Annotated in this window: 16 protein-coding genes; 8 read left to right on the top strand and 8 right to left on the bottom strand. The window is 73.9% G+C overall.

The features are described 5' to 3' along the window. The first annotated feature begins 355 nt into the window (after positions 1-355). On the top strand, positions 356-1,672 hold the full coding sequence (locus WME98_RS40355) for a sensor histidine kinase (protein WP_437946989.1): 1,317 nt from the start codon (positions 356-358) through the stop codon (positions 1,670-1,672). A gap of 178 nt (positions 1,673-1,850) precedes the next feature. Here WME98_RS40355 and WME98_RS40350 read toward each other — a convergent pair whose 3' ends face one another. Together WME98_RS40350 and WME98_RS40345 are read right to left on the bottom strand one after the other, a co-directional pair. Continuing rightward, positions 1,851-2,255, bottom strand: coding sequence for a hypothetical protein (locus tag WME98_RS40350; RefSeq protein ID WP_437946988.1), 405 nt, complete (start codon positions 2,253-2,255; stop codon positions 1,851-1,853). Between the two features lie 203 nt (positions 2,256-2,458). Further along, positions 2,459-4,447: a PAS domain-containing hybrid sensor histidine kinase/response regulator gene (locus WME98_RS40345; protein ID WP_437946987.1), complete on the bottom strand. Its 1,989-nt coding sequence runs from the start codon at positions 4,445-4,447 to the stop codon at positions 2,459-2,461. 373 nt (positions 4,448-4,820) lie between these two features. On the opposite strand from WME98_RS40345, the gene WME98_RS40340 reads away from it, so the two are divergent. After that, positions 4,821-5,654 carry a hypothetical protein gene (locus tag WME98_RS40340; protein WP_437946986.1) on the top strand — a complete coding sequence of 278 codons (834 nt, stop codon included), beginning with the start codon at positions 4,821-4,823 and terminating at the stop codon, positions 5,652-5,654. 54 nt (positions 5,655-5,708) lie between these two features. Here WME98_RS40340 and WME98_RS40335 read toward each other — a convergent pair whose 3' ends face one another. Together WME98_RS40335 and WME98_RS40330 are read right to left on the bottom strand one after the other, a co-directional pair. Continuing rightward, positions 5,709-7,256, bottom strand: coding sequence for a CHAT domain-containing protein (locus WME98_RS40335; protein WP_437946985.1), 1,548 nt, complete (start codon positions 7,254-7,256; stop codon positions 5,709-5,711). A gap of 499 nt (positions 7,257-7,755) precedes the next feature. Then, a complete protein-coding gene (locus WME98_RS40330) occupies positions 7,756-8,001 on the bottom strand; it encodes a hypothetical protein (RefSeq protein ID WP_437946984.1) in 246 nt (81 codons plus the stop codon). Here WME98_RS40330 and WME98_RS40325 point away from each other — a divergent pair. The 4 genes from WME98_RS40325 (at position 8,000) to WME98_RS40310 (ending at position 12,003) form a co-directional block, all read left to right on the top strand. Beyond that, positions 8,000-8,902, top strand: coding sequence for an alpha/beta fold hydrolase (locus WME98_RS40325; protein WP_437946983.1), 903 nt, complete (start codon positions 8,000-8,002; stop codon positions 8,900-8,902). The genes WME98_RS40330 and WME98_RS40325 overlap by 2 nt on opposite strands. Before the next feature lie 149 nt (positions 8,903-9,051). Beyond that, positions 9,052-9,612 (top strand): hypothetical protein, encoded by a 561-nt coding sequence (locus WME98_RS40320; protein WP_437946982.1) that lies wholly within the window; start codon positions 9,052-9,054, stop codon positions 9,610-9,612. Between the two features lie 83 nt (positions 9,613-9,695). After that, positions 9,696-10,979 (top strand): winged helix DNA-binding domain-containing protein, encoded by a 1,284-nt coding sequence (locus WME98_RS40315; protein ID WP_437946981.1) that lies wholly within the window; start codon positions 9,696-9,698, stop codon positions 10,977-10,979. Between the two features lie 70 nt (positions 10,980-11,049). Further along, entirely contained in the window at positions 11,050-12,003 is a 954-nt protein-coding gene (locus tag WME98_RS40310; RefSeq protein WP_437946980.1) for a class I SAM-dependent methyltransferase, read from the top strand. A gap of 59 nt (positions 12,004-12,062) precedes the next feature. Here WME98_RS40310 and WME98_RS40305 read toward each other — a convergent pair whose 3' ends face one another. Continuing rightward, positions 12,063-13,058 carry a TetR/AcrR family transcriptional regulator gene (locus tag WME98_RS40305; protein ID WP_061629633.1) on the bottom strand — a complete coding sequence of 332 codons (996 nt, stop codon included), beginning with the start codon at positions 13,056-13,058 and terminating at the stop codon, positions 12,063-12,065. A 90-nt stretch (positions 13,059-13,148) separates the two neighbouring features. On the opposite strand from WME98_RS40305, the gene WME98_RS40300 reads away from it, so the two are divergent. Then, the gene (locus tag WME98_RS40300) at positions 13,149-14,495 is read left to right on the top strand and encodes a hypothetical protein (protein ID WP_437946979.1); all 1,347 of its coding nucleotides are present in this window, start codon (positions 13,149-13,151) and stop codon (positions 14,493-14,495) included. A gap of 49 nt (positions 14,496-14,544) precedes the next feature. On the opposite strand, the gene WME98_RS40295 is transcribed toward WME98_RS40300, so the two are convergent. From WME98_RS40295 to WME98_RS40285, 3 genes are all read right to left on the bottom strand, one after another. Then, complete coding sequence (locus WME98_RS40295; protein WP_437946978.1) at positions 14,545-15,750, bottom strand: MFS transporter; 1,206 nt, start codon at positions 15,748-15,750, stop codon at positions 14,545-14,547. Positions 15,751-16,025: 275 nt separating this feature from the next. Then, positions 16,026-17,135, bottom strand: coding sequence for a Kazal-type serine protease inhibitor family protein (locus tag WME98_RS40290; RefSeq protein WP_437946977.1), 1,110 nt, complete (start codon positions 17,133-17,135; stop codon positions 16,026-16,028). Between the two features lie 134 nt (positions 17,136-17,269). After that, entirely contained in the window at positions 17,270-17,983 is a 714-nt protein-coding gene (locus WME98_RS40285) for a hypothetical protein (protein ID WP_437946976.1), read from the bottom strand. Between the two features lie 137 nt (positions 17,984-18,120). Here WME98_RS40285 and WME98_RS40280 point away from each other — a divergent pair, with 137 nt between their 5' ends. Beyond that, on the top strand, positions 18,121-23,451 hold the full coding sequence (locus WME98_RS40280; protein ID WP_437946975.1) for a sigma 54-interacting transcriptional regulator: 5,331 nt from the start codon (positions 18,121-18,123) through the stop codon (positions 23,449-23,451). The last annotated feature ends 18 nt before the right edge of the window (positions 23,452-23,469 follow it).

Here is a 23,469-nt window from a genome sequence, read left to right as displayed (position 1 = left end):
GAATGCAAAGGACCTAGGCATAGTTCTCCTTTCACCGTCGCGCGTGGACCCGAGACGCCAGGATCATGTCATCGAGCGCGGAACCAGCGTGACGGAGCGAACACCCGGTGAGCTGTCGAATCAAGCAGATCGCTTCGCACGATAGCACGGCGATTGAGGAATATCCATCGATGCATGGGCCCGCTCCGCTGTCGTTACGCGTTGCGCATGTTCGGCGCGTCCGGCGCGTCCGGCGCGTTCCGCGCAGGCAAGCAGAGCGGCGTCGGCCGAGGTGCATGAGCTCGCAGGCCGCGCCGCGCGCGGCGCCGGCGGTTCGCCTTGTCGGGCGAGGGACCAGGCGTTAGAGCATGACGCGATGAACCCCAAGGGCCCGGGAGATCCAGCCCGCTCGAACGGTCACGGTTCGAGCGTCCGGGAGAATCACGGCGCGGAGCGCCTGCTCTGCGCCGTGGGGGAGCTGTGGCGCGCGCCCGATCTCCCGACCCTCCTGAACGTCGCGGCCCGAGCCGCCCGGGAGCTCACCGGCGCCGACGGCGCGTCGTTCGTCCTCCGCGACGGTGAGCTTTGCCATTATGCCAGGGAAGACGCGATCTCCTCGCTCTGGCAGGGCAGGCGATTCCCGATGTCGAGCTGCGTCAGCGGGTGGGTGATGCGGAATCGGAGGCCGGCGATCGTCGACGATATCGCGCTCGATCCCCGGATCCCCCTCGGCGTCTACAGGCCGACGTTCGTGCGGAGCATGGCGATGGTGCCGATCCACGCGCGCGCTCCCCTCGGGGCGATCGGGTGCTACTGGGGCTCGACGCGCGTGGCCACGGCGCACGAGGTGACGCTGCTCCAGGCGCTCGCCGACGGCGCCGCGCTGGCGATGGACAACATCGCCCTCCGCGAGCGCATGGAGAAGGCCGAGGCGCGGATCGACGAGCTCGACGCGCTGGCCCGCGATCTCGCGGAGCGGCACGAGGCGCTCGCGGAGGGCCAGCGGCAGGGCGACGCGCTGAACGAGCTCCTCGCGCACGACCTCAGGAGCCCCGCCGCCGGCATCCTGCTGACCGCCAGGGCTCGGCTGCGGGATCCGGCGCTGGAGGAGCAGGAACGGCGCCGCTGGAGCCGGGTGCTCTGCTCGGCCGAGCTCATCCAGCGCACGGCGATGAACCTGCTCGACACCTCGAGCCGGCAGCTGGGGGCGCTCGTGCCTCGGCTGGATGAGCTCGACCTCACGGCGTTGCTGGAGGAGGTGTCCGAGATCCTCGAGCCGTTCGCGGCCTCCCGCGACCAGCGCATCGCGCTCCGCCCCGGCGCGCCGCGCTGCTGCCGCGCCCGGGGCGACGCGGATCTCCTGCGCCGGGTGCTGCAGAACCTGCTCGACAACGCCCTCCGCCACACGCCCGCGCGCGGCGCCGTGCACGTCGAGGCGCGGCCGGTCGACGCGCGCTGGGTGGAGGTGCTCGTGTGCGACGAGGGCCCCGGCATCCCTGCCCACCTGCGCGACCACATCTTCGACAGGTACGTCCGGCTCGACGATCCGAACGTCGCGGCGCGCTCCGGCCGCGGGCTGGGACTGACGTTCTGCAAGCTGGCCGTCGAGGCGCACGGCGGCACGATCGAGGTGCGGGACAACGGCGATGGGCGCCCGGGGAGCTGCTTCTGCGTCCGGCTCCCCGCGTCCTGATGCGCGCCGGCAAGAGCGGCGGTCACCCGCTTCGGATACGGGCCCATCTCGACGTTTTCGGTGCTCAGCGCACTGGAGTGCGCTTCCGCGCCGAAAACGCCGAGCTGGACCCGTCTCCTGTGCGGGTGAACGCCGCTCTGGAGCGCATGTACTGGAGATGGCAGAAAACCGCTCTAGACTAGGAGGACTGGTCGATTTCGCGCAGCGTCTCGCGGAGGGCCTGGGCCTCCGCGCCCTCGAGGATCACGGACGCCGACAGGGGCGTGGGCACGTGCTCGCGAAACTCCACGGGCTGGAAGGCGGCGAGGGCACCGGACGCGGTGTAGGCGAGATCCAGGCGCACGGCGGAGGTGTCCGGGTCGCCCTCCGCGTCCAGGGCGAAGGGGAGCTTCGCGATGGCGGCGAAGTCCCGCCTCGCCAGGGCGGCGGTGAGGGCCTCGACTGGGCAGGTGAAATAGCGGAAGCCCTCCTCCACCTTCTCACGCGTAGGGAGGTAGACGAGCTCGCTCAAGATCAGCCATTTGCGACGGGTGGTGAAGCGAGGGTCGGCGCGCAGGGAGTCCGACAGATCTTTGATCTCCATGAGTCCGTTCATACCGCAAGCGGGCCCAGCAATCGTCATTTTTCCAGGAGAGATGCGGTTCGAGTAGGGTTTTCTATGTCGACCAGCGCGTAGGGTACGCGATAGGGTGAATAGGGTGAATGGTGCGACCGGTGATGCCGCGAGCCCTTCACCGCGGGCGACGCGGCGGCGGAGGGCGCCCCGCTGGGCCACGCCGGAGGGAGCTAGACCTGCCCTCGCCCGAGCTTCCGGACGAGCCTCACCAGGTCCTCCGGGTGGACCGGCTTTCCGAGGTGCTCGTCGTACCCCGCCTCGAAGGCGAGCCGCTGGCTCGCGCCGCTCGTGTACGCCGTGAGCGCGATCGCGGGCGTCGCGCCGCCGTCGTCCCGCGCCATCGCCCGCACGCTCCGCATGAACGCGTAGCCGTCGAGATCGGCCATGCCGACGTCGCTCACGATGACGTCCGGCCTCACCGCGGCGATCGCCGAGAGCGCCTCCGACGCGGAGCTCGCGACGTGCACCTCCGCCCCTCGCGGGCGGAGCACGGCGCTCACGAGCTCGCGCGCGTCCGGCTCGTCGTCGACGACGAGCACGCGGAGGCCGTCCAGCTGCGCCTGCGTCGGCTCCCGAGCGGCCGCCTCGGGGGGTCGCTCCGCGTCGTGCTCGGGCGCGGGCGCCACCGCCCGCACGGGCAGCGTGACGAAGAAGCTGGACCCTCGGCCATGGCCGGCGCTGCGGGCCGAGACGGTGCCGCCGTGGAGCTCGATGATGTGGCGGACGATCGACAGCCCGAGCCCGAGGCCGCCGAACCTGCGGGTGATCGAGCTGTCGGCCTGCCAGAACCGCTCGAACACGTGGGAGAGCATCGCCGGATCGATGCCGCGCCCGTCGTCGTGCACGGCGAGGTGGATGCTCGCCCCTGCCTGCTCGAGCTCCACGCGGACATGCCCCCCCTTCTCGGTGAACTTCACCGCGTTGGACAGGAGATTCCACACCACCTGCTGGAGCCGCGCCGGATCCCCGAGGAGCATGAGGGGGCGCCCTCCGCCATGCACGACGAGCTCGATGCCCTTGGCGTCCGCGGCCGGGCGGACGACCTCGATCGCCTGATCCACGATGGCCGCGAAGCTCAGCGGCCTGGTCTCGATGCGCATCTTGCCGGTGATGATGCGCGAGACGTCGAGCACGTCCTCCACGATCCTCGCCTGCGCCTGCGCGTTTCGCCGGATCGTGTCGAAGGCCTTCGCGATCTCGGGGTCGCTCACGCTGTCGCACAGGAGCGACGACCACCCGAGGATCGCGTTGAGCGGCGTCCTCAGCTCGTGCGAGATCGTCGCGAGGAACTCGTCCTTCATGCGGTTCGCCTCCTGCGCCTGGACGAGGCGGAGGCGCTCCTCCTCGGCCCGGCGCCGCTCGGTGAGGTCCCTCGTGACCTTCGCGAACCCGACGAGCTCCCCGTGGGGGCCGCGGAGCGCCGTGATGACGACGCTGGCCCAGAACAGCGCTCCATCCTTGCGGACGCGCCACCCCTCGTCCTCCACCCGCCCGTCGCGGGCGGCGACCTCGAGCATCCACGCGCATTTGCCGGCGCGGACGTCCTCCTGCCGATAGAAGCGAGAGAAATGGTGCCCGAGGATCTCCTCGGCCGTGTACCCCTTGAGCTCCTGCGCCCCGCGGTTCCAGGTCGTGACGACGCCCTGCGGATCGAGCATGAAGATGGCGTAGTCTTTGACGCTCTCGACGAGCAGCCGGAAGCGCTCCTCGCTCCGGCGGAGCGCCTCCTCCGCGTGCCGGCGCTCCGTCAGATCCCGGGTGATCTTCGCGAAGCCGATCAGGGTGCCATCGCGGTCCCGCAGCGCCGTCATGACGACGCTGGCCCAGAACAGCGTGCCGTCCTTGCGGACGCGCCACCCCTCGTCCTCCACCCGCCCGAGCGCGGTCGCCTGCTCGAGCTCGCGGTCGCACTTCCCCGCGGCCACGTCCTCCGGCGGGTAGAACGTCGAGAAATGGCGGCCGACGATCTCCCTGGCCTCGTAGCCGTTGATCCGCTCCGCCCCCGGGTTCCACGTGGCCACATGACCTCGGTCGTCCAGGATGAAGATGGCATAATCCTGGATGGTCTCGACGAGCAGCCGAAAGCGCTCCTCGCTCGCACGAAGCGACTCCTTGACGCCCGGATCGGCCAACCCGCTCGGCTGTAACAAAACAGACATGACGCAGAGAGGATGCTCGATCCACGCCCTGCTGACCACTTCCGCGACGAGCGTGAGCGAGCCGAACGGCAGCGCTTCCTCCCCCGGAAGCGGCGCCCCGCGCAGGTCACGTCTCGAAACGCCACGCGCGCCGCGGGCCGAGGCGCTGGTCGGTATTCCGCCCTCCGCAGACATTTCGGCCGCTCACTCTGAATCAGGATCTGGATGAGGCCGCTCGGAGGGGCATCATGCCGGTGCGGAGCCCTGACGCGCGACATGAGAGGAGATCCAGACGCGGAGACACACCGCAGACAGCGATCGCCGGATCGGCGCCGCGACGGGGCCGTGACCCGCGGGAGGGATGCCGTAGATTGATGCGGCAGGAGGCTTGGTGATGAGGCTCTCGAAGATCGCATTTTCGCTCTGCTGCTCCTCGGCGCTCTCGCTGCTCGTCGCTGCGTGCGGGAGCTCGCCGCTGGGCGGCGGCGCCGGCGGTGACGGCGGCGGCGCGAGCAGCGCCGGCCATGGCGCCAGCGCGTCGAGCGGCCCCGGCGCCGAGTGCGGCGGCCCGAGCCCCGTCGGCTGCCACGCCCAGGGCTGTCCCGTGGGCCAGACCTGCGTCGACGAGGGCTGCGCGCCCTCGCGCTGCGGGTGCGATCCAGAGACCGGCACATGGTACTGCACCGACGACTGCGAAGGCGGGACCTGCGTGCCCGACGAGCCGAGGTGCAGCGGTCCCAGCCCGGTCGGCTGCCACGTCCAGGGCTGTCCCGAGGGCCAGACCTGCGTCGACGAGGGCTGCGCGCCCTCGCACTGCGGGTGCGATCCCGAGTCCGGCGCGTGGTACTGCACCGAGGACTGCGGAGGCGGCACCTGCGTGCCCGACGAGCCCACCTGCAGCGGTCCCAACCCGGTCGGCTGCAAGACCCAGGGCTGCCCCGAGGGCCAGACCTGCGCCGACGAGGGGTGCGCGCCCTCGGAGTGCGCCTGCGATCCTGCGACCGGCGCGTGGGCCTGCACCGAGGACTGCGGCGGCGGCACGTGCGTGCCCGACGAGCCCGCGTGCAGCGGTCCAAGCCCGGTCGGCTGCAAGACCCAGGGCTGCCCCGAGGGGCAGATCTGCGCCGACGAGGGGTGCGCGCCGTCGGTGTGCACCTGCGATCCCGACAGGGGCCATTGGCTCTGCACCGCCGACTGCGGCGGCGGGACCTGCGTCCCCGCGCCCTGAGCGGGTCGCCGCGCCGGCGCGGTCCGGCGGTCATCGCGCCGGCGGCGAGGAGGGCTAGAGGCTGTTCAGGTGGTCCCAGCCCAGCCACGTGTTCACGAGGGGGATCAGCATCTCGTGGATCGCGCCGGTCTTGTCGCTCCAGCGCATCACCCCCCATTCCGCCACGTCCGGCGTGGGCCCCCCCGGGACGGAATAAGCCATCCTGCCGCGGCCGAAGTACGCGCCCGACTTGAGCACGTAGATGCCGACGAGCTCGCGGCTCCGAGAATAGAAATCGAGGCGCATGTCGGGCGCCGTGCCCTCGCTCGAGAGGATCGCATAGAGCCTCTGCTCCTGCACGCTGTACACGGCGCACGCGCCGCACTGGGGGTCGGACGGATCCATCCCCCCGTCGCCGTCCGTTCCCTCCTCCCCGGCGAGCTCGACGTCCGGCGCCAGCTCCGCGTCGGGGATCGCCGGCTCGGCCGCCGCGATGATCGACCCGGCGCCCGCGAGCAGGAACGCTTGCGCCAGGCCCAGCCCGAGCCCCGCGTCGCCGGCGGTCGGCGCCGTGCGCGCCGTGTCACAGCCCGAGAGGACGACCCGCGCGGGCGCCCGCTGGAGCGCCAGGACGTCCCCCACGGCGAGCTCGCCGCCCGCGGCGAGGCGCAGGCTGCTGCCCCAGCCGTCGCGCCCGGCGAAGGCGCCGTGACCCGCGTAGTGGAACACCTCGAGCGAAGGGCGCTCCAGCGCGTCGCGCAGCGACGGGTGCGTGGCCGCGCCGCCCGACAGCCGCTCCACCCGCAGCCCCTGGCCGGCGAGCGCCGCCGCCACGATCTCGCCTTCGCGCCGCGCGGCCGGCAGATCGCCGCGCGGGTCGGCCACGACGAGCGCGCCGCCCCCCGCGCCCGGCGCGGCGCGCTCGCTCCGGCCGGGTAGATCCATGCCGTACGCCACCGGCGCGTGCGCGACGAGCGGCGCGCCGCTCCAGGGCAGCGCGTGGAAGTCGACCTGCTCGAGCGCGCCGCTCGGCACGAAGCGGAGGCGGCGCGCCGCGGCGATGCTCTCCCGGAACGGCGTCAGGAGCGCCGCGGACAGCTCGCCGGCCGGCGTCGCCGCGGTCAGCTCCCCGGCCGGCGTCGCCGCGGGGCGCTCGCCGGCCGGCGCCGCCGCGGAGGTCGCGGCGAGCCGCCGCGCCGCGACGACGCCGGCCCGCGTGACCGCGAAGCCCGCCCAGCCGTCGCGGACGCGACGGTAGACGAGCATCAGCTCCCCCTCCCCCAGCGCCGGCAGCGCGCCGTCGTCGGCCGGCTCCGGCTCCGCGCGCCCCAGCACCGCGAGCGCCTCGTCGAGCATCGCCCGGATCGCCTGGCTGCGGTGCTGCCGCGCGCCGGTCGCGCGCTCGAGCTCGTCCGCCGCGAGCTGCCAGTCCTGCCGGCCTTCCGCGTCGAACGCCTCGCGCGCGCGCCGGTACGCCGCGAGCGCGCCCTCCCAGCGCGCCCGCTCCGCCGCGCTGAGCGACGCGAGGCGATGGCTCCAGCGGAGCGCCGCGAGCGCGCGCGCCCGCGACCGCCGCGCGGCCCCGAGCGCCCGCGCCGGATCGCGCCGCAAGAGGAGGTCCACGCGCAGGCGCGCGCTCTCCTCGAAGCGGCCGAGGAACGTCCCGCGGCCCTCGCCGAGCGGCGCGAGCAGGCCGAGCTCCCCGCGCGTCGACTCCGCGGCGGCGTAGGCCCCGTCCGCCTCGTCGAGGCGCCCCAGCGCCTCGAGCGCCTCGCCGCGCCCGAGCGCCGCCCGATAACGGCCGTGCGCGAGCGCCGACAGCTCGGCGAGCCGCGCGAGCCGCTCGTAGATCCGCGCGCCCCAGCACCGCGAGCGCCTCGTCGAGCTTGCCCTGCCGGCGCAGGGCCTCGGCCTGCTTGAGCGCGGGCGCCGCGGTCGACGGTATGAGCCGCGCGCGGAACGAGGCCCGCGCCCCCGCGCCCTCGGCCGTCACCTCGAGCTCGCGCGCCCCGTCCGGCGCGTGGACGAGGGTGAGCACGCCGCCCTGGACCGGCGCGCCCCCCTGCGCGACGGGCGTCCCGTCGAGCGCGAGCGCGGCGCGGGCCTGCGCCGGCGCCCGCACTCAGACGCGGATCGTCCCGTCCTCCGGCAGCTCGCAGACGCCCTTGGCGCGCACGGCGCCGCATCCGGCGAGCTCGACCTCGAGGAGCAAGGGCGGCGGCTCGGGGGCGGCCCGGTCGCACGCGTCGCCGCCGCACGCGAGCATCGCCGCGCCGAGGAGCGCAAGACCCGCCGCGCGCGGGATCGCGCGGGCGCGGCGCGGGGCCGGGTCGACGACCGGCCGAGCGGGCCCTAGGAGGACGGCCATGAGGGCCACCCTAGATTCAAGGAACAGCGCGCACACGCCCGATCTCGCGGTTCGACATCGTACCATCTCGATCGACGGGGTCCGGATCTTCTACCGTGAGGCCGGTCCGGCGAACGCGCCGGTCGTCCTGCTGCCGCACGGATATCCGTCGTCCTCGTTTCAATTCCGCAACCTCATGCCCGCGCTCGCGGACCGATGGCGGCTGCTCGCGCCCGACTATCCTGGCTTCGGCTACAGCGACACGCCCGCGGGCTTCGCGTACAGCTTCGACGGGTACGCCGACCTGCTCGACCGGTTCGCGAGGGCGCTGGGGCTCGGGCGATACGCCCTTTACCTGCACGACTACGGCTCTCAGATCGGCCTGCGCCTGGCGATCAAGGCGCCCGAGCGGGTCGCCGCCTTGATCCTCCAGAACGGCGATATCTACGAGGACGAGCTCGGGCCCAAGTACGAGACGTTGAAGGGGTACTGGGCGAACCCGACGCCGGAGGGCCGCAAGAAGCTGTGCGAGTCCGTCAGCGAGGAGGGGTTCCGTCACGAGTTCGTCGGCGAGGTCGATGAGCGGCTCGTGGAGAGGATCCCTCCCGATCTGTGGAAGCTCTCCTGGCCGCTCATGACCGAGGAACGCCGTGACATCATGGTGGGCTTGATGGAGGGCCTGAAGGACAACCTCGCATGGTTCCCCCGGTACCAGGCGTATTTGCGCGAGCGCCGCCCGCCGACGCTGATCGTCTGGGGGCCGCAAGACGGCTACATGCCCGAGGGCGCGGCGCGCGCGTATCTCCGGGACTTGCCCGACGCCGAGCTCCACCTCCTCGACGGCGGGCACTGGGCGCTCGAGACGAACCTCCCGGAGATCGTGGCGCTGACGCGAGACTTCCTCGGGCGCGTGCACGCCTGAACGCCGTCGTAGATGCCATACAAAAGAGATCGCCCGGCGTGTCGATCGGGCGGCATCTCGTTCGTCATCACGGTAGAACCAGCGCCCGTCCGGTCGGGGCCGTCCGGGCGCCCGGCTTTGAGCCAGAAGGAGACATGACGATGCGAGCCATGAATACCTTGGGACCGGCGATGCGCGACGCGCAGACGGGGGCAGCGCTGCCTCACCGCTCGCCACCTCCAGGTCGCCGGAGGAGCAGGGACAACACGGCCGTGAAGCGCATCTCGATGGTCGCTTGCCTGTTCGTCGCCGCGTGCGGCGGTGGGGACGGCGGCGAACCGGAGCCGGTCGCGTGGGAGGACATGAGCTTCGAGGAGCGCACCGAGTACATGACCGACGTCGTCCTGCCGCGAATGGCGGCCCTCTTCGCGGAGTACGACGCGAAGTACGAGACCATGACCTGCACGACGTGCCACGGCGCCGACGCGAACGGCGGCACTTACGCCATGCCGAACCCGCAACTCCCCGCGCTCCCCAGCACCGAGGAGGCGTTCTTCGAGTGGGTCGCGGACCCGGCGCACCCGGAGCGCGAGAAGTTCGGCACCTTCATGTACGAGCGGGTCCTGCCCGAGATGGCCGACGTGCTCCGGGTCCCCGTGTTCGATCCGGAGAAGCACCCCGACGGGTTCTCGTGTACCAGCTGCCACCCGATGGCTGGGGCCGAGCCGTGAGGCCGCGGGGCGCCCGGCTCGACGCGGAGGCGCTCGCGGCTCGTGTGGGGTGAGCCTCGTTTCGGGTAAGCTCGCCGGGCTGCATGCCCACCACGACGCTGACACGAAGAGAGCTCAACCGCGCCACGCTCGCGCGACAGATGCTGCTGTCGCGCGAGCGGACCGCGCCCGTCCGCGGGATCGAGCGGCTGGTCGCCCTCCAGGCGCAGCTGGCGCGGCCGCCGTTCATCGGGCTCTGGTCGCGGATCGAGGGGTTCCGGCGCGAGGAGCTGGTCCGGCTGATCCGGCGCCGCGAGGTGGTCCGGGCGCCGTTCCTGCGCGGCACGCTGCACCTCGTGAGCGCGAAGGATTACCTGGCGCTGCACCCGGTCGTCGCGCCGGTGCTCCACGCCGCGGTGCGGTCGATCCTCCGCGACCGCGCGGACGCCCTCGACGTCGCCCGGCTGGTCGCCGAGGCGCGCGCGTATTTCGACGAGGAGCCGCGGACCATGGACGAGCTGCGCGACCACCTGGCCGCGCTCCACCCCGAGGGCGACGTGCGGGCCATGGCCCTCGCGGTCCGCATGCACCTGCCGGTCGTCCAGGTGCCCGCCGAGACCGCGTGGGCCTACCCGGGAACGGCGGATTTCGCCCCGGCGGCGTCGTGGCTGGGCGCGCCGTTCGGCGAGGGCGGCGGGCCTTGCGCGCTCGTGCTCCGGCACCTCGCGTCGTTCGGTCCGGCGACCGCGGCCGACATGCAGACCTGGTCCGGCCTGACCGGGATCAAGGACGTTCTTCGATCCCTGGGGGACCAGCTCTGCACGTTCCGCGACGAGCGGGGCCGGGAGCTCTTCGACCTGCCCGACGCGCCGAGGCCGCCCGCGGATACCACGGCGCCGGCCCGGTTTCTCCCCGATTACGACAACGTCCTGCTCGCGCACGACGACCGCACGCGGATCATCGCGGACGAGCATCGCGCGCGGATCGTCCTGTCCGCCAACCTGCGCATCCTGCCGACCTTCCTCGTGGACGGCTTCGTGGCCGGCACATGGGGCATCGAGCGGAAGAAGGCCTCGGCCACGCTCGTGCTCGAGCCGTTCGAGGCCCTCTCCCGGGCGGCGCGCGAGGAGCTCGCCGAGGAGGGGGAGGCGCTCCTCCGCTTCATCGAGGAGGACGCCGGCGCGTTCGAGGTGCGCTTCGACAAGGGTGGGGCCGCGAAGGCGCCGCCGGCGCGCGCGAAGGGCGACGGCGCCGCGAAGGCGCCGCCGGCGCGCGCGAAGGGCGACGGCGCCGCGAAGGCGCCGGCGGCGCGGGCCGAGCGCGATGGCCCCGCGAAGGCGAAAGCGGTGCGGGCGAAGGGCGTGGCAAAGGAGCAGAGACGACGATGATCTCGTATCGCCCCGTGGGCCTCGCCGAGCTCGGCTGATCGCAGCGTTCGCGCGCAGAAAAAGGAGCATCATGCTGGACACGATCTGGAATCGCCATCGCGCCGCCGGGCTCGACGCAGCGGCCGCCGCCGTCGCCGCGCCGTCGCCGGAGGACCTCTGCTACCTCGCGATGCTGGCGTTCTCCGACGAGCGCTACGCGGACGCCGCGGCCTTCGCCGCGCGCGCCGCGGCGGCCTCGCCGGGGGACATCCTGTTCCACGCGGCCGCGGAGCACCTCGCGCGGGTCGCCCGGGAGGGCAAGCGCAACGTGTACGTGTCCGCCGAGGGGTTCGCCGCCTTCATCCGCGGCGGCGGCAATGTGCCGCTCTACCGGGAGACCAGCGCGGCGCTGGCCAGCGAGTACCCGGAGGCGCCCTTCGATCTGCTCGACATCGGCGCCGGCGACGGGATGGCGCTGCTGCCCGCGCTGACGCCGGCGGTGCGGCGGGTGACCGTCGTCGAGCCGGCGGCGCCGCTGCTCGAGCGATGCGCCGCGGCGCTGTCCGGCCGAGGGGTCGACGTCGAGGCGTTCGGCGGTCGGCTCCAGGATCTCGCCGCAGACCCGGACATGGCGCCGCGGCGCTGGTCGGTGGCGCAGGCGACGTTCTGCCTCCACGCGATCGCCCCGGCCGAGCGGCCGGCGCTGCTCCGCTGGGCGCGCGCGCGCTGCGACCGGCTGCTCGTCGCCGAGTTCGACGCGCCGCGCATGGATGAGCCGCTCTCCCCGGATACCGCGCGGCACGTGCTCGAGCGCTACCGCGAAGGGCTCCTGGAGTACGCCGGCGCCGAGCGCGACACGGTCGCCCAGGGGTTCCTGATGCCGGTGCTCTTCGGCTACGTGGACCGCGGCGCCACCCGCACCACGTTCGAGCACCCCATCGACGACTGGGCCGCGCTGCTGCGCGAGGCCGGCTTCGCGCGCGTCGACCGACGGCTGCTCCACCGCTACTGGTGGGCCCCGGCCTTCCTGCTCTCGGCGCGCTGAGGCTGCTGGCCGAGCGCGGGCCTCCAGCCGCTCGGGCGGCCGAGCAGGACGAGCGGCGATCACCGCCGATCCGACGCATTGCGCGCCCGGTAAGCGCGCTGCTGGCAAGCCCGCGAGCAGTACGCCCGCGGCCGCCCCGTGGCGGGCTGGTCGATCGCGCCGCCGCACTGCGCGCACGTCGGCGCCCCGTCCGTCCGCGGGGCCTCGTCCGGAGTTTCGTCACGATCCTGCGCCGCGGGCCGTGACGTTTCGCGACTTTCGTCACACTGGCCGGAGCGCGACCGGACGAGCGCCTCGATGCCGTCGAGCACGCGCTGCAGGCCGAACAGGAACATCCCCTCCGTGAACGGGTGCTCGTCGAACGTGCCCGACCCCATCATCCTCGCCATCGTCGGATAGCGGGCCGGGTCGAAGAGCTTATCGAAGAAGTACGCGCGCTCGGACCACCACTGCTCGTCGGTGACGCCGGTCTCCTGCTCGGCCTCGGCCCGGTCCACCGCGAGCCTCCCCGCGCCGCGAACGTAGCTGTCGACGAGGTGGACGGCGGCGAGCATCTCGCGGTCGGTGAGGCCGATCCCGGCGACCGCGCGGAGCACCGCCTCGTACGACGCCATCCCGTTCGGCCCCATCACGGGGCGCACCGGCGTCACGTGCAAGAACCACGGGTGCCGGTGGTAAAGCGCCCAGTCCGCGAGCGCCGACGCCTCGAGCTTGGCCCGCCACCCCCCGGGGACACCATCGACGAGGGGCGGCTCCCCCACCGCGGTGTCCAGCATGAGGTCGAGGAGCTCGGCCTTGCTCGGCACGTACCGGTACAGCGACATCGTGGTGAACCCGAGCTTCGCGGCGACCCGCTGCATCGACAGCGCCGAGAGCCCCTCGCCGTCGGCGAGCTCGATCGCGGCCCGGACGATCTGATCGAGGCTCAGGCCGGGCTTGGGCCCCCGGCTCGGCCGCCGCCTGATCCCCCAGAGGAGCTCGAGGCTGCGCACGGCGTCGCCGCCTCCGCTGTACTCGGTCGCAGTTTTTCGTCGCCGCTTCGGTTTGACAGCCATCGAATAACTGCGTATACCACACACAATACAGTGTACGTGATAAACAGTTTTCTGGAGGTCCGCATGAAGCAGCACGACGAGAGGCGACCGATGCGATCGAAGACCCAGCTTTTCCGAGCGCGCGGCCTCGCGGCCGCCGTGCCGCTCGCGTTTTCGCTCGGGTGCGCGGCGGAGGAGCCGGCGCCGGAGCCGACGTTCTGGCAGGACGTCGCGCCGATCACGGCATCCAAGTGCACCGCGTGTCATCAGGAGGGCGGGCTCGGGCCCTTCCGCCTCGACGACTACGTCTCGGCGAAGGCGCGCGCGGGCGCGATCGACGCTGCCGTGCAGGGCGGCCATATGCCCCCGTTCCTCGTGGCGCACGACGGCTCGTGCGGCGACTTCAAGGACGAGGCGACGCTCACCGCCGAGGAGCTCGACATCATCCATCGCTGGGCGACCGGGGCGCGCGCCGAGGGGGGGCGCGCGGGCGCGCCGCCCACCCCGCCCGTGCCCACGCTCGAGGGCGGCGTCGACTACATGACACCGCCGATCACCCCCGTGGCCGACCCCGCCGATCCCCTCGCGGCCTACGACGAGTGGCGGTGCTTTCCTGTCGACCCGGGCCTCGACGCCGACCGCTTCATCACCGGATATCAGGTGACGCCCGGGGTCCGGTCCATCGTTCATCACCTCACGGTCTACCGGGTGACTCCCTCGGAGCCGTCGCTCGTCGAGGGCAAGACGAACCAGGATGTGATGACGGAGCTCGACGACGCCTCGCCGGACCGGCCCGGCTGGGAGTGCTTCGGCGGCCCGTCCGACGCGCTGCCGTTCCAGCCGCTGTTCGCCTGGGCGCCCGGGCAGAACGTCATCGAGTTCCCCGCCGGCACCGGGGCGCCGGTCTCCTCGAAGGACCATTTCGTCGTCCAGGTGCATTACAACCTCCATGACCGCGCGGGCGCATCCGCCGAGGACTCGACGCGCCTCCGGATCCGATACGAGGACACCGTGGAGCGGCGCGCCGTGTTCATCGGGGACGACGGCTTCATGACGAGCCTCTTCGAGCCGGACGGCCCGGACACGCTGCCTCCCCGCCAGAAGAACGCCGCCTACACGTGGAAGAGGACGCGGGCGGAGCTCACGCTCGACCCGGCGCTGCCACCGATCGAGGTGCTCGGCGTGATGCCGCACATGCACGAGCGCGGGCGCACCTTCGATATCCGCGTGACCTCGGGGGCGCAGGAGAGCTGCATCGCGCGCGTGGACGACTGGGACGTCCACTGGCAAGACGTGTACTGGTACCGCACGCCGCCGCTGCTCGACCCGAGCTCCTCGCTCGAGGTGACATGCACCTTCGACACGCGCGACGCTCAGGACCCGGTTCTGCCCGGGTGGGGCACGCAGAACGAGATGTGCAATGCGAACATCCTTGTCGCGCTGCCGATGACTCCCTGACGTCGCGACCGCCGCCTCCCCGCGGTCCCCTGGGTCGCCGCGCGTCCCCTCAGCCCCCGCCCGCCGCGCCCTGCGCCTCCCGCGTCGACCCGGCCCACAAAAGGCCGAGCGCCGCCGCCGACATCGCCCCGCCCGCCGCGCACACCCCGAGCCACCCCCAGCGCGTCCAGGCGGCGGTGCCGAGCCACGCGCCGGCCGCCCCGCCGACGAAGTAGGTGGTCATGTAGATCGTGTTCATCCGGCTGCGCGCCTCGGGGCGCAGCGCGTACACGCGCGCCTGGTTCGAGATCTGGTTGGCCTGCGCGCCCAGATCGAGCAGCACGACGCCGAGCGCGATGCCCCACAGCCACCCTCCGAGCAGCCACAGCACCCCGAACGACGCGAGCAGCACCCCGAGCGCGAGCGCGTTGATCCGGCGATCGCCGCGCACGTCGGCGTACCGGCCCACGAGCGGCGCGGCGGCGGCGCCGGCCACGCCGACGAGGCCGAAGAAGCCCGCGACCTGCGGGCCGTGGCGCTCGGGCATGCTCTGGAGGTAGAGCGCGAGCGTCGCCCAGAAGGCGCTGAAGGCGCCGAACGAGAGCGCGCCGAGCGCGGAGTGCAGCCGCAGCGCAGGCTCGCTCCGGGCGAGGCGCCCGAGCGAGCGCAGGAGCTCCGGATACGACATCGTCGCGGCCGGCGGCTGCGCCGGCAGGGCCAGGCGCAGCACCGGGCCGAGCGCGATCATGAGCCCCGCCGCCGCCCAGAACATCGCGCGCCACCCGAGGTGCGTGCCGACGACGCCGGCCACGGTGCGCGACAGGAGGATGCCGATGAGCAAGCCGCTCATCACCATCCCCACCACGCGCCCGCGCTGCTCGTCCGGCGCGAGCTGCGCCGCGAACGGCAAGATCAGCTGCGGCACCACGCTGGTGATGCCCACCGCGAAGCTCGCCGCGATGAGCCACGGCAGGTCCGGCGCGAGCGCGGCGCCGCACAGCGCGAGGCTCGCCAGCGCCGTCATGATCACGATGAGCCGCCGCCGCTCGTGGCTGTCGCCGAGCGGCACGAGGAGGAGCATGCCCGCCGCGTACCCGACCTGCGTCATCGTCGGCACGAGCCCGAGCGAGCCGCCCGCGCCGCCGAGCTCGCGGGCGATGTCCCCGAGCAGCGGCTGGTTGTAATAGAGGTTCGCCACGGTGGCGCCGGAGACCGCCGCCATGAGCCAGACGAGCCCGCGGCGGAGCGACCGAGAAGGTGAGGAAGAGGTCTGCATGGGGAAAGGAGGGCAGCGCAGGCATACGCCGCGCGCCGTCCCCGATCCATCGCACAACCCTGGCGCCGCCCGCCAGGGATGCGGAGAGAGAGCTCAACGCAAAGGCGCAAAGGCGCCAAAAAGACAATTATTATGCCTTTTTGCGCCTTTGCGCTCTTTGCGTTAAAAATTCTCTCCGCTTGCGAGGCAGATCCCTGGCGGGATTTCTGAAGCGGCGGATGACCTACCGAACCGGGTCGCGGGGGCGCGGCGCGGCCGGCCCCCGCGGCGCTCCATCACCCGCGCGGGCACTCGCCGCGCAGCGCGACCGAGACGCCCGCCGCGTGCGCGTTGCACGCGTTGCTGTACGTCTTGTCGTCGCAGCCGCAGACGGGGTCATAACTGTCATCGCAGACCTCCGGGATCGTCTCGCAGACGCCCGTCTGGTCGGCCGCGCCGCAGATGGCCTCCAGGCTGTAGTTGCAGAACTCGCCGGGGTCGCACGCGAGGCCGGCGAGGCCGCCGCAGTGCTGCACCTCGGAGGGCGCGCACTCGCCGCGCGACGCCACCGACACGCCCGCCGCGTTCGCGGCGCACGCGTTGCCGTAGGTGATGCCGTCACAGCCGCAGACCGGGTTGTACTCGAACGTGCACGCCTCCGGGATCGGCGCGCAGGCGCCCGGCAGATCGGTCGCCCCGCACGCGGCCTCGGGCGCGAAGTCGCAGAAGAACCCGGGCTCGCACGCCGCGGCGCCGCGGGTGCCGCACACCCCTCCCGGAGCAGGCGCGCACTCGCCGGGCGACGCCACCGACACGCCCGCCGCGGCCGCCATGCACGCGTTGCCGTAGGTGTTGCCGTCGCAGCCGCAGACCGGGTTGTACTCCTTCGTGCACCCCTCCGGGATCGGCGCGCAGACGCCGGTCTGATCGGCCGCGCCGCACATGGCGTCGGGCGCGTAGTCGCAGAACTCGCCGGGCTCGCACGCGAGGCCCGCGAGGCCGCCGCAGTCCCGCGCCGGGGGCGGCTCGCACTCGCCGCGCGACGCCACCGACACGCCCGCCGAGTTCGCGGCGCACTCGTTGCCATACGTCTTGCCGTCACAGCCGCAGACCGGGTTGTACTCCTCCGTGCACGCCTTCGGGATGCGCTCGCAGGTGCCCGTCATGTCGAACGCGCCGCACATGGCCTCGAGCTCGTAGTCGCAGAAGTAGCCCTTCTTGCAGCTGAGGCCGGCGAGGCCGCCGCAGGCGCGGCCGTGACCGCCGCCCGACACCTCCTCCGAATTGGTGCCGGTGTTGTCGCCGCCCAGCTCGACCTGACAGCCCACCGTGAGCGGGATCATCGACAGCGCCAGCCAGAGAACGGAACCGATACGGCTGCTCTTGATGCGATTCTGAACGTTCATGATGTTCCTCCAACACAAGGCCTCGCCGTCGCCGGCGAGGCGAAAGACACGCACGAGCCCCTCCCCTCCCGAGGAAGGGCGCCCTTGCGCCGCGCGAGCGCGGCGCGTGATCCGTGGGTCGCTTCCCCGACCGATCAGTCGGGGAGCGTGAGCGTCAGCGCGCGGCGCCCGGGCTCGGGCGCCGTGACGTCGAGGAAGAGCACGTCCTCGCGCTCGTCCCCGTCACCGTCCGCGCGCACGGTGACGACGGTGGACCCGCCCGGCGGCACCACGAACGGCGCCTCCGGGCTGACGCTGAACGGCGCGGCGCCGCGGCGCAGGCGCGGCGCCTCGATGGCCACGTCCTCGGCGCACCCGTTGCGGACGACAACGTCGCGGGGGCCGCGGTCGGCCTCGAACGTGACCCACGCGCCCGGCGTGAGCTCGAGGCACGGCAGGTGATCAAGCGTCTTCTCGGTCGAGCTGGGCCCCGCGAGCCGCAGATCCGCCGGGTCCGACCGGAGCTCGCCCTGCTTCACCTGCATCCGCAGGACGTGCTCGGTTCGGGCGAGCACGGTGGCGATGAAGCTCCCGTCGGGGTTCACGTCCGCGACCACCGGCGCGTCGAGCGTGTCGAGGTTCGTCACCACGATCACGCCCTCCGCCGGCGTGACCGCGCCCGGCTTCCCTTCGAGCGCGATCTGGTCGGCGAAAGGCATGACCGCGTCCACCACGCCGACGAGCCCCCCATCGAGGATAGGCTCGCGGACCGGCGGGCTCGGCTGCGGGCTCACGACACAGCCGCCGAGGAGCACCGCGAGGAGCGCCGAGACGACCGCGCCCCGCCGGTCCTCGTGTCCGCTTGTCATCCGCATCGCCATGCCCGAGCCTAGAGCAAACGCGGTGCCGACGGAAAAACATCGGAAATCGTCTTGAAATCGCGGCCGCGAGTGTCTCATCAATTGTCTCACTGTCTCAGATGGCACATCCGTGAGACACTGTGCGGATGATCCCAGCCGAAGGGAGCCTGGTCGCCCGCCGCTACCGCCTGATCCGACCGCTGGGCCGGGGGGGGCTGGCCACGGCGTGGCTCGCGCGCGACGAGGCGCTCGGGCGCGACATCTGTCTGAAGCTGCTCGGCCGCGCGCGCAGCGCGGAGCGGGCGGCGTTCCGCGGCGAGTTCAGGATGCTGGCGGGACTGTTCCACCCTCACCTCGTCCGGGTGCACGACTTCGGCATGCTCCGGGAGACCGGCGAGCCGCGCTTCTACTTCACGTCGGAGGCGGTGCTCGGCGCGCCGCTCGACGCGTACGTGACAGGCCGGCGCTTCGAGGAGGTGCGGGCCGCGATCGTCGACGTGCTCGACGCCCTGCGCTTCCTCCACCGGGCGCGCATCCGGCACGGCGACGTGAAGCCGGCCAACATCCTCGTCGACGCCTCGGGGCGCGCGGTGCTGATCGATCTGTCGTGCGCGGCGCGGGTCGGCGAGCGGTCCGACGACGGGATCTCCGGCACGCAGGGCTACGTGGCGCCCGAGGTGATCCGCGGCGACGCGGCCGACGGGCGCGCGGACCTGTTCGCGCTCGGCCGCACCCTCGGCGCGATCGCGCCGCTGCTCGCGGAGCCGCCGCCGGAGGCGATCGCCGCGCTCGCCGAGCGCCTCGTGCGGCCCGAGCCGCGCGACCGCCCGGCCGACGCGGGCGAGGTGCTCGACTGGGTGGGCGCGTCGCCGCGCGCCCTGGCCCCGCCGCCGCCGGAGCCGCCCCACCTGGTCGGCCGCGACGCGGAGCTCGGCGCGGTCGCCGAGGCGCTCGCGGCGCTGGAGCGCGGGGAGAGCGGGCCGCGCCTGTGCGTGATCGCCGGGGAGCCCGGCTGCGGGAAGAGCCGCCTGCTGCGCGAGGCGAAGTGGAGCGCGGAGCTCAGGATGGAGGCCGTGGAGGGGTTCGCGCGGGCCGGGGCGCGGGTGGGCTCGGTCCGATCGATGCTCGGCCGCGCGACCGGGGAGGAGGCGCTCCCGGCCGGCGCGCTCGGCGCGCTGCGCGCGCACGAGCGCCTGACGCGCGCGCGGTCGGGCTCGGGGGCGGAGCCGCTGGTGCTGGTGCTCGACGACGCCGACGAGGTGAGCGGGGCGGACCGGGAGATGCTCGAGGCGCTGGCGCGGCTGCTGGGCCCCGAAGATCCGGTGCTGCTCCTCGCGGCGGAGCGCATCCCGCACGGCGGGGGCCGGGCGCCGCTCGCCGCCGTGGCCGCGGAGGCGGGGCGGAGCGTCCGCGAGGTCGCGCTGCCGCCGCTCGGGCGCGAGGCGGTGCAGCGCTGGATGGACGCCATCGGGCTGGGCGACGCGACCGAGGCGGTGCTGCGCGCGAGCGCCGGGTGGCCCGCGGATCTGGTGGTGACCGCGGGGCGGCTCGCCGAGAGCGGGGACATCGGGGGGCTCGACGCGACGACGCCGGGGGCGAGCGCGCGCTACGCGCTGCGGCTGCGGGGGCTCGCGCGGCCGCTGCGCGACGCGGTGGCGACGCTGGCCGTGCTGGGCGGCGCGGCGGCGGACGAGGCGCTGCCGTCGCTCGGGCTGCCGGTCGCGCACCTCGCCGAGCTCGCCGCGCGCGGCGTCGCGGCCCGCGCGGCGGGGGGCTGGACGCTGACGCGGGCCGGGCCGATCGCGGCGCTCCTGGCGGCGCTCGGCGGCGAGGCGGTCCGCGCGGCGCACGCGCGGGCGGCGGCGGCGTTCCCGGCGCGGGTCGAGCAGCAGGCGCTGCACCTTTCGCTGTCGGGCGACACGGCGGCGGCCGAGCGCGTGTTCCTGGCGCGGCGCGCCGAGCGCGAGGCGGACCCGGGGCCGTGGGCCGCGGCGGCCGAGGCGCTGCTCGAGGCGGCCACGGCGGCGGAGACGCGGCTCGAGATCGCGTCGACGCTCCAGCGGGGCGGGCGCGCGGCGCGGGCGCGCGAGGTGCTGGAGCAGCTGCTCGCGGAGGGGCAGGCGGCGGCGCTCGGGGCGCGGCGGGGGCAGGCGCTCGTGCGGCTCGGCGCGTGCCTGCTCGAGCTGGGCGATCCGACGGCGGCGCTCGCGCGGCTCGAGGAGGCGGAGCAGGCCTCCGGGGAGGCGCCGTCGTTCGCGCCGCGCGAGCGCGCGTGCCTCGCCGATCTCGCGAGCCGGGCGCTCTTGCGGCTCGGGTCGCACGCGGAGGCGCGGGCGCGCGCGGAGCCGGCGCTTCCGTGGTGCGACGACCCGGAGGTGCTGGCGAGCCTGCACGAGGACGTGGGGGTGGCGGCGAGCTACCTCGGGGAGCGGCGGCTCGCGGGGCTGCACCTCGGGCTGGCGGCCGGGCTGCACCGGGACCGGCGCGCGCCGCGGGCGCTGGTGCGCGCGCTGTCGTACCAGGCGATCGACGCGTTCCGCGCGGGGGAGGTCGAGGCGGCGCTCGTCGGCTACCGGCAGGCGCTCGCGACGGCGGAGGAGCACGGGCTCGGGGATCTGGTGGCGCGCTGCAGCCTCAACGTGGGTACGGCGTGCCACCAGTCGGGCGAGCTGGGGGAGGCGCTCGCCGCGTACGAGCGCGGGGCGCGGCTCGCCTCGGCGCTGGGGCAGGCGGACCTGGTGCTGGTGCTCGATTTCGATCTGGCGAAGCTCTGGGCGGACGTGGGGGCGTTCGAGCGGGCCGGGCGCGTGGCGTCGCGGGTGGAGGCGGAGGCGGCGCGGCGGGGGGCGCCGTTCTTCGCGGCGGCCGCGGCGTCGGTGCTCGGGGATTGCGCGCTCGCGGCCGGCGACGCCGAGGAGGCGGCGCGCTGCTTCGAGCGGTCGAGGCGGGGGTTCGAGGCGCAGGGCGCGCAGCGCGAGGTGGTGGAGGAGGAGCTGGAGCTGTGCCGGGCGCACCTTGCGCGCGGGGCGCTGGACGACGCGCGGGCGGCGCTGGCGCGGGCGCGCGAGCACGCGGCGGTGCGGGAGGCGCCCGACCTGGGGGCGCGGGCGGCGCTGCTGGAGGGGCGGCTGGCGCTGCTCGATGGGGACGGCGGTCGGGGGGATGGCAACCTGGGTCAGGCGGGGGACGAGCTGGGGGAGCCCAACCTGGGTGAGGGCGGGCTCAACCCCGGTCGGCCCAACCCCGGTCGGCCCAACCTGGGTCAGCCCGCCCTCAACCCCGGTCAGCCCAACCTGGGTCAGCCCAACCTGGGTCAGCTCAACCTCGGTCAGCCTGCCCTGCCCAACCTGGGTCAGCCCGCCCTCAACCCCGGTCAGCTCAACCCCGGTCAGCCCAACCCCGGTCAGCCTGCCCTGCCCAACCTGGGTCGGCCCGCCCTCAACCCCGGTCGGCCCAACCCCGGTCAGCCCAACCTGGGTCAGGTCAACCTGGGTCAGCCCGCCCTCAACCCCGGTCAGCCCAACCCCGGTCGGCCCAACCTGGGTCAGGACCTCGCCGCGGCCCGGGAGCTCCTCGAGCGCGCCCTCGGCCTCGCCGAGCGGGCAGCCCAGCCCGACCTCATCGCCGACGTCCGCCTGGCGCTCGCCGACGCCGCCGAGCTCGCCGGCGAGCCCGACGCCGCAGCCGCCCAGCGGCAGCGCGCCACCGCCGCCTGGACCGCCATGGCGCGCTCGCTGCCAGAAGCCCTCCAGCACGCCTTCTGGACGCACCCCCGCCGCCGCGCCGCTCGGCCCGCCCCGGCCAACGCCGCGGCGCCGCCCGGGGCGGCGGCCGGCCCCGAGGCGCAGCCCGCCACCGAGCGCGCCGCCAAGCTCGAGCGGCTCCTCGCGATGTTCCGCAAGCTCAACTCCTCCGTCGAGATCGCCGACATCCTCGCCATGGCCATGGACGCCGCGATCGACCTCACGGCCGCCGAACGCGGCTTCGTGCTGCTCGAGCAGCCCGGCGGCGAGCTGCGCGTGGCCGTCGCGCGCAACGTCGACCGCGAGAAGGTCGGCAGGAGCCACCTCAAGTTCAGCTACAGCATCGCCGAGCGCGCCATCGCGGCGCAGGAGCCCGTCGTCACCGTGGACGCCCAGGACGATCCGCGGTTCCGCGAGCACGCGTCGGTGCACGCCATGCGGCTCCGCTCCGTGATCGCCGTGCCGATCCGCTCGCCGGACGGCGTGCTCGGCGCGCTCTACCTCGACAACCGCTTCCGGCGCGCCCGCTTCGCCCCCGACGACGTCGACCTGCTCCTCGCCTTCGCCGACCAGGTCGCGCTCGCGCTGCGCAACGCGCGGCTCGTCGACGACCTGCGCCGCCGCACCGTGGAGCTCGAGGCCGAGCGGCGCCGCGTCGAGGAGCTCCTGCGCGGACAGGCCGCCGAGATCGACCGGCTGCAAGAGGAGGTGCTCGTCCGCCAGCAAGCCCTGGAGCACCGCTACGACTACGGCGCCATCGTGGGGCGCGGCCCCGCCCTGCGCGCGGTGTTCGCGACGCTCGACCGCGTGGTCGACACGCCGGTCAGCGTGCTCGTGACCGGCGAGAGCGGCACCGGCAAGGAGCTCGTCGCGCGCGCCATCCACTTCGCCGGCCCGCGCAAGAGCGGCCCGTTCATGGGGATCAACTGCGCCGCGCTCCCCGCCGCGCTGCTCGAGTCGGAGCTCTTCGGCCACGTCCGCGGCGCGTTCACGGGGGCCGACCGGGACCGGACCGGCCTCGTGGTCGCGGCGCGCGGCGGGACGCTGTTCCTCGACGAGCTCGGGGAGATGCCGCTCGAGGTGCAGGCGAAGCTGCTCCGGGTGCTCCAGGAGCGCGAGGTCCGCCCCGTCGGCAGCGCCGAGGCCGTGCGCGTGGACTTCCGCCTCGTCTGCGCGACGAACCGCGATCTGCTCGCCGAGACCGCGCGCGGGCGCTTCCGCGAGGACCTCTACTACCGCGTCGCGGTGGTGCAGATCCGGCTGCCGCCGCTGCGCGACCGGCTGGAGGACCTGCCGGAGCTCGCGCTCCACTTCGTGCGCCGCGCCGCGGAGCAGCTCGGCCGCCCGGCGCCGCAGCTCTCCCGCGAGGCGCTGCGGCGGCTCAGCCAGCACGGCTGGCCCGGCAACGTGCGCGAGCTGGAGAACGTGATCACGAAGGCCGTCGTGCTCTGCGACGGCCGCAGGATCGGCCCCGACGACGTGGACCTCCCGCGCGCGCGCGAAGGCGGCGGCCGCGGCGCGCCCCGCGCCCTCCCCGACGAGCGCGCCGCGCTGCTCGCCGCCCTCGAGCGCACCGGCTGGAACGCGCTGCAGGCCGCGCGCGACGCGGGCATGTCGAGGGCGACGTTCTACCGGAAGCTGCGGCGGCTCGGAATCCAGCGACCGGCAGGGCCTCCGGCAGAACGCTCGGCAGAGCCCCCGAACGGCGGCCCGACGAGCGCCCGCGGCGACTGACCACCTCCGCCCACACGC

Origin of the sequence: Sorangium sp. So ce296, assembly GCF_051529605.1 — a bacterium.
Taxonomy (GTDB): Bacteria; Myxococcota_A; Polyangia; order Polyangiales; family Polyangiaceae; genus Sorangium; species Sorangium cellulosum_D.
The sequence above is the reverse complement of the archived record's forward strand: the minus strand, read 5'-3'. Positions and strand labels throughout refer to the sequence as shown.